Source organism: Streptomyces sp. NPDC028991, from assembly GCF_055564775.1.
Genome location: NZ_JBVHVP010000053.1, coordinates 1 through 7,656 on the forward strand (window position 1 = coordinate 1; position 7,656 = coordinate 7,656).

Sequence of the window (7,656 nt, forward strand, 5' to 3'; positions counted from 1 at the left end):
ACCTGAGACGTCGGCTCGTCCACGTGAAGCGTCGCCGGAAGCACACCGCGCCGCATCGACTCGACCATCTTGATCACACTCGCCACACCGGCGGCGGCCTGCGCATGCCCGATGTTCGACTTCAGCGAGCCCAGCCACAACGGCCGGCCCTCCGCGCGCCCCTGGCCGTACGTGGCCAGCAGCGCCTGCGCCTCGATCGGGTCACCCAGCGTCGTTCCCGTACCGTGCGCCTCCACCATGTCGATGTCGGAGGTGGTCAGCCCGGCGTTGCCGAGAGCCTTCCGGATCACCCGCTGCTGCGCCGGACCGTTCGGAGCCGTCAGACCGTTCGACGCACCGTCCTGGTTGACCGCCGAACCCCGCACCACCGCGAGGACCTCGTGACCGTTCCTCCGGGCATCCGAAAGCCGCTCAAGCAGTAGCACGCCCACGCCTTCGCCCCAGCCCGTGCCGTCGGCGGAGGCCGCGAACGACTTGCAGCGGCCGTCGAGCGAGAGGCCGCGCTGGCGCGAGAACTCCACGAAGGCGTCCGGGCTGGACATGACGGTGGCACCGCCGGCGAGGGCCATCGTGCACTCGCCCTGCCGCAGCGCCTGCGCCGCCAGGTGCAGCGCCACCAGCGACGACGAGCAGGCCGTGTCCACCGTCACCGCGGGACCCTCGAACCCGAACACGTACGACACCCGGCCCGAGGCCACACTGCCCGCGGTGCCGGCCATGACGTAGCCCTCGACGCCCTCGGGGGCCCGGCCCAGCCGGGACACGTAGTCGTGGTGCACGATGCCGGTGAATACGCCGATGTCCTTGCCCTCGGTGGACCGGGGGTCGATGCCCGCGCGCTCCAGCGCCTCCCAGGAGGTTTCGAGCAGCAGCCGCTGCTGCGGGTCCATGGCGAGGGCCTCGCGCGGGGAGATCCCGAAGAGGCCGGCGTCGAACTTCGCCGCGTCGTGCAGGAATCCGCCGGTACGGGCGTAGCTGGTGCCCTGGTGGTCCGGATCCGGGTGGTAGAGCCCGTCCAGGTCCCAGTCCCGATCGACGGGGAAGCCGGAGATCGCGTCGCGCTTCTCCGCGACGAGCCGCCAGAGGTCCTCGGGGCTCTCCACACCGCCCGGCAGGCGGCAGCTCATGGCCACGATCGCGATCGGATCGTCGAGGTCGGACGCGGGCACCACGGCTGCCGGGCCGTCGACGGCGGGCTCCTCTCCGAGGAGTTCGGCGAGCAGGTGGGCGGCGAGCAGGGCGGGCTTCGGGTAGTCGAAGACCACCGAGGCGGAGAGTCCTTCGATCCCCGTCGTGTGGGCCAGCCTGTTGCGGAGCTTGACGGCCGCGAGGGAGTCGAAGCCGAGGTCCTTGAAGGAGCGGGTCCGGTCGAAGGCGTCCGTCGTACGGTGCCCGAGGACGGCGGCAGCGCCGGATTCCACGACCTGGACCAGCAGGCGCTGCTGTTCCGTGGTCGTGAGCCCGGTCAGGCGCTCGGCGAGCGAACCGGTGGCAGCCGTGTCGCGCGTCACCGCACGGCGGCGGACCTCCCCGGTGACAGGTGCCGCGATGGGGGCCTCGACGGGGGCCTCGGCCACCGCCGCTGCCGTGCCCGTCGGTGCCGTGCCCGTCGGTGCCGTATCAGTCGCTGCCCCGGCGTCCGTGCCGAGTTCCAGCGGGCCCATGGACGCAACCGGCGCGCCCGTCGGATCCGCGAGCTCGACCAGGTGACGGCCCTGGCCGGCGGGAGTGATCCGTACCCGTACGGACGTGGCACCGGCGGCGTGGACGACGAGCCGCGCGCAGCGGGCGAGGTCGTCCGTCGCCGAGGCGCCGTCGACCGCCGCCACGAGCCTCAGCACGGTGTCGAGGAGGACCGGGTGCAGCGTGAACCGCTCGGCCTCGTCGAGCAGGTGGTCGTCCAACACCACTTCGGCGAAGGTCAGGTCGCCGTCCTTCCGGACGGCCCGCACGCCGGGCGGGGTGGTGCTCGACGTGTCCGCGGCGGACGACCAGGTCGTGAGGTCGAACGCGGCCTCCGGCAGCCCGGCGGCGAGCACACCACCGGCGTGGCGCGTCCAGCCCGCCCGGTCCGCGTCCGCGGCCTGGGACCGGCTGTACACGTGCACCGCGCGGCGGCCGGTGGAGTCGGCGCCGCCGACGGCCACCTGGACCTGGACGGCCGCGTCCTCCGGGAGCACCAGGGTGCTCTGCACGGTCAGTTCTTCGAGTGCGCCGCAGCCGACGGTGTCGCCGGCCTTGACGATCATTTCCAGGAGAGCGGCGACCGGAACGGTGCGGGTGCCGTGAGCGCCGAGGAGCCGGCCGTGGCGGCGGGCCGACAGCCGTGCCGTGTAGACGATCCCGCCGTCGCCGGGCAGCTCCGTGGGGGTACCGAGCAGCGGGTGGTCCGCGCCGCCCGTCTCACGGGCATCGGCGTCCAGGGCGTTGTCGAGCCAGTAGCGCCGGTGCTGGAAGGCGTACGTCGGCAGGTCGGTCCTGGCCCGGCGCGGCTCCGGGTGCAGGCCGGTCCAGTCGAGGGCGATACCTCGTACGTGCAGTTCGGCGAGGGCGGTCAGGACGCTGACGTCTTCCGCCTGCTCGCGGCGGAGCGCGGCCACACAGCCGGGCGTCCCGGCCGCCGCGTCGGTGTCGGCGTGGGTGTCTCCGAGCGACCCGAGGGCCATACCGGTGAGGACACCACCCGGCCCGAGTTCCAGGTACGTCGTGGCCCCCAGGTCGCTCAGGGTCGTGACGGCGTCGGCGAAGCGCACGGCGTGGCGGACCTGGTCCACCCAGTGGTCCGGGGTGCCGGGTCCGTCCTCGGCGAGGGCCTTGCCGGTGAGTGTCGACACCATGGGGATGGCGGCCGAGCGGTAGTCCAGTCCTTCGCAGACGGCGCGGAACGCGTCGAGCATCGGCTCCATGAGCGCCGAGTGGAAGGCATGGCTCACCTGCAGCCGCCGGGTCTTGTGGCCCTTGCCCGACAGTTCGGCCGCGACGGCCAGTACCTCGGCCTCGCTGCCGGAGATCACCACCGAGTCGGGGCCGTTGACGGCGGCGACGCACACGGCGCCGCCCGTCCGGGCGTCCCCGGCGAGAACGGAGGCGACCTCGGCTTCGGTCGCCTCGGCCGCGACCATCGCGCCGCCCGCAGGCAGGGCCTGCATCAGCCGACCGCGCGCGGCGACCAGGGTGGCGGCGTCGGCCAGGCTCAGTACGCCCGCGACGTGTGCGGCGCTCACCTCGCCGATCGAGTGTCCGGCGAGGAGGTCCGGTCGCACGCCCCATGACTCGTACAGCCGGAAGAGCGCGGTCTCCAGGGCGAACAGCGCGGCCTGCGTGTACATCGTCCGGTCCAGCAGGGCCGCCTCGGGCGACCCGGGGGCCGCGAACACGATGTCGCGCAGCGGGCGGTCGAGGTGCTCCTCCCCCAGCCGCTGCTCGACGGCGGCGCAGGCGGCGTCGAAGGCGTCGCGGAAGACCGGGAAGTTCTCGGCGAGTTCGCGGCCCATGCCGGCCCACTGGCTGCCCTGGCCGGTGAAGAGGAAGGCCAGCTTTCCGGCGACCGGGGTACCGGTCACCGTTCCGGGGCTCGGCTCGCCGCTCTCGGCCAGGGCGCGCAGGTCCGCGGCGAGGTGGTCCCGGTCGGTGGCGACGAGGACCGCTCGGTGGGAGAGCCGCGCGCGGGTGGTGGCCAGTGAGTACGCCGTGTCGGCGAGACTCACGTCGGGGCGGCCCTCGACGAAGCCGGCGAGGCGACCGGCCTGCCCGCGCAGCCCGTCGGCCGTCCTGCCGGACACCGGCACGAGCACCGTCCGGACGTCCGGCGCGGGACCGGTGGCGGCCTCCCGGGCCGCCTCGGACTCCGCCTCCCGGGCCGCCTCCGTCTCCGCCTCGCGGTCGGCCGGCTCAGGGGCGGTGTCCTGCTCCAGCACCACATGGGCGTTGGTTCCGCCGATGCCGAAGGAGGAGACCGCGGCCCTGCGCGGGCGCTCGGTCTCCGGCCACGACCGGGACTCCGTCAGCAGTTCCACCGCGCCCGCCGACCAGTCGACGTTCGTGGAGGGCGCGTCCACGTGCAGGGTGCGGGGCAGCAGCCCGTGGCGGATCGCCATCACCATTTTGATGACGCCCGCGACGCCCGCCGCCGCCTGGGTGTGGCCCAGGTTCGACTTGACCGAGCCGAGCCACACCGGACGGTCCGCCGGACGGTCCTGGCCGTACGTGGCCAGCAGCGCCTGCGCCTCGATCGGGTCGCCCAGCGCCGTCCCCGTACCGTGCGCCTCGACGGCGTCGACGTCCGCCGGCGTCAGACCGGCGTCGGCGAGGGCCTTGCGGATCACGCGCTGCTGCGCCGGACCGTTCGGAGCCGTCAGACCGTTCGACGCACCGTCGGAGTTGACCGCCGAGCCGTTGACTACGGCCAGGACCTGGTGGCCGCGGCGTCGGGCGTCCGACAGCCGCTCCACCAGCAGCAGGCCCGCGCCCTCGGACCAGCCGGTGCCGTCGGCGCCGTCCGCGAAGGCCTTGCACCGCCCGTCCGGGGCCAGACCGCGCTGGCGGGAGAACTCGACGAACGTGTCGGGGTTGGCCATGATCATCACGCCGCCGGCCAACGCCATGGAGCACTCGCCGCGGCGCAGCGCCTGCACCGCCAGGTGCAGGGCCACGAGCGAGGAGGAGCACGCCGTGTCCACGGTGAGGACCGGCCCCTCCAGGCCGAGGTGGTAGGCGATACGGCCCGAGAGCACGCTGCCCGAGCTGCCGGTGAGGCGGAGTCCCTCGACCTCCGGCGAACGGTGCAGCAGCAGGCTGTAGTCGTTGCTGTTGATGCCGGCGAACACGCCGACGTCCTGGCCGCGCAGCGAGGTCGGGTCGATACCGGCCCGCTCGAAGACCTCCCACGAGGTCTCGAGAAGCAGCCGCTGCTGCGGGTCCATGGCCAGTGCTTCCTGCGGTGAGATGCCGAAGAACGCGGCGTCGAAACCCGCGGCGTCGTCGAGGAACGCGGCGTGGCGGACGTAGGTCGTGCCCGCGTGGTCGGGGTCGGCGTCGTAGAGCCGCTCGGTGTCCCAGCCTCGGTCCGCGGGGAACTCCGTCACCGCGTCGGTGCCCTCGCTCACCACCCGCCACAGGTCTTCGGGGCTCGCGATGCCGGCCGGGAAGCGGCAGGCCATGGCCACGATCGCGATCGGCTCGTCGGGGGACGCCTGAGCGTCCGCCCCGGCGGTGACGGCGGTCGCCGCGGCGGCGGCGGTCACCGCGCGCGGCTCGGTCCCCAGTGAGCCGAGAAGCATCACCCGGAGCCGCCCGGCGAGCAGGGCCGGCGTCGGGTAGTCGAAGACCATCGTCGGGGACAGCCGCAAGCCGGTCGCGACGGCGAGGCGGTTCCGCAGTTCCACGGCGGTCAGCGAGTCGAACCCGGCCTCCTTGAAGGCCCGTTCCGACGCGACCGCGTCCGCCGTGGCGTGTCCGAGGACCTCGGCCGCGTGACGGCGTACGAGATCCACGAGCGTCCCGGTCTGCTCGGCGGTGCCCAGCGACGCGATGCGCTCGGCCAGTGAGCCGGAGCCCGCGGTGACGGCCCGCGCCGTCGGCCGCGGCGAGGGGGCCAGACCCCGCAGGAGCGGGGCCACGGGGCTGCTCGCTGCCCGGGCGCGCAGCGCGCGGATGTCGAGGCGGGTGGCGACGAGCAGGGAGTCGTCGCTGCGCAGGCCGGCGTCGAGGAGCGCCATGCCCTGCGCGGCGGACAGCCCGTTCATGCCGTTGCGCTTGTTGCGGTGGAGGTCGGCGTCGGCGAGGTGCTCGGTCATCCCGCTCACCTCGGACCAGTAGCCCCAGGCGAGCGAAAGGGCCGGCAGGCCAAGGGTCCTGCGGCGGTGCGCGAGGGCGTCGACGAAGGCGTTGGCCGCCGCGTAGTTGGCCTGTCCCGGGTTGCCGAGCACACCGGCGGCCGAGGAGAACAGGACGAACGCCGCGAGGTCGAGGTGCCGGGTCAGCTCGTGGAGGTGGAGCGCGGCGTCCGCCTTGGGCCGCAGCACCGCGTCGATGCGCTCCGGCGTCAGTTCGGAGACCATGCCGTCGTCGAGCACGCCCGCGGTGTGGACGACGGCGGTCAGCGGGTGCTTCCCGGCGGCGACGGTGGCCAGGAGGCCGGCGAGTTCCGTGCGGTCCGCCACGTCGCAGCGTGCGGTCGTGACGGTGGCGTCGAGGGCGGTCAGCTCCTCGGTCAGCCGGGCTGCGCCGGGCGCGTCCGGGCCCTGGCGGCTCACCAGCAGCAGATGGCGGGCCCCGTGTTCGGTGACGAGGTGGCGGGCGACGATGGCCCCGAGGGTGCCGGTGCCGCCGGTGATCAGGACGGTGCCGTCGGCGTCGAGGGGGCGGGCAACGGTGTCGGAACCGGTGGCGCCGGACGCTGTCGCTCGGACGAGGCGCGGCACCTCGGCCAGGCCGGCCCGGATCCGCAGCTGCGGCTCGCCGGTGGCCGGCGCGGAGGCGAGGGCGGAGGCGAGGGCGGCACGGGAGCCCGCGTCCGCGTCGGTCTCCACGAGGACGATCCGGTCGGGGTGCTCCGACTGGGCGGAGCGTACGAGGCCCTGGACAGCGGCCGTGGCGGGCTCGCCGCCGTCGGCGGTCAGCACGACGAGCCGCGTGTCCGCCAGCGCGGGCCGGGCAAGCCACTCCTGGACCACACCCAGCGCCGCCGCGGTCGTGGAGCGGGGGTCCGGATCGGCCGGGTCCACCTCGAACAGCAGGTGGGCGGGGGCCGCCCCTGGCGTGGCGGCCACGGCGGCGACCTCGGCGGCGGATGCCACGGACGGGTACGCGGCGGACCCCGCGTCGGCGGTGTCGGCGGACACCGACGGCAGCTCGGTCCAGGCGACGCGGAACAAGGCGTCATGCGTCAGGACGTCGGCGATCATCGCCTGCTCGGGGGTGTACGGCCTGCCGGTCACCCCCTCGACGGACATGACCGTGCGGCCACTCCGGTCGGCCAGTTCGAGCGAGCTGTTCTCACCGGACGCACGCGAGGTACGCACCTTCAGCGCGGAGGCGCCCGACGCCCGCAGGGAGACACCCGTCCACTCGTACGGCCGCATGCCGTCCGGGAGCGCGACGGCGACGGCCGCGTCCAGGAGCGCCGGGTGCAGGCCGTACCGGTCCGCGTCGGTGACGCCCTCCGGCAGAGCGACGTCCACACCGGTGGTGTCGTCGGGGGCCGACGCGTCCAGGGCCACGCTCGGCGCGAGCGTACCGTCGGCGTGCCGGACCCACTCCTCCTGAGCACCGGAGTCGTCGGCGCGGGAGTACACCTGGATCGCACGGCGCCCGGTCTCGTCGGCGCCGCCGACGGTCACCTGAAGGGACCGGCCGCCTCGCAGGGGCAGAACGACGGGGTGCTCGACGGTGAGCCGCTCCACCGTGGGCGCGCCGATCTCGTCACCGAGCTTGAGGGCCAACTCGACGAGCGCGGCCCCGGGCGACACGACCACGTCGGCCATGGCGTGATCGGCGAGCCAGGGGAGCGAGCGCAGGGACCAGCGGGAGGTCGTCACGAAGCCGTCGGAGCCGGGGAGCCCGACGACGGCGCCGAGGAGGGGATGGTCGGTGGAGGCAAGACCGACGGAGGCGACATCGGTGTCGGCGCCCGTCATCTCGATCCAGTAGTGCTCG

General features: G+C 74.2%; 1 protein-coding gene. It reads right to left on the reverse strand.

What is annotated here, in order from left to right; all coding sequences use genetic code 11:
- Positions 1-7,643: type I polyketide synthase (locus ACZ4V1_RS35670; protein ID WP_468345277.1), on the reverse strand; the 7,643-nt coding region annotated here is incomplete at its 3' end.
- Positions 7,644-7,656: the final 13 nt, after the last annotated feature.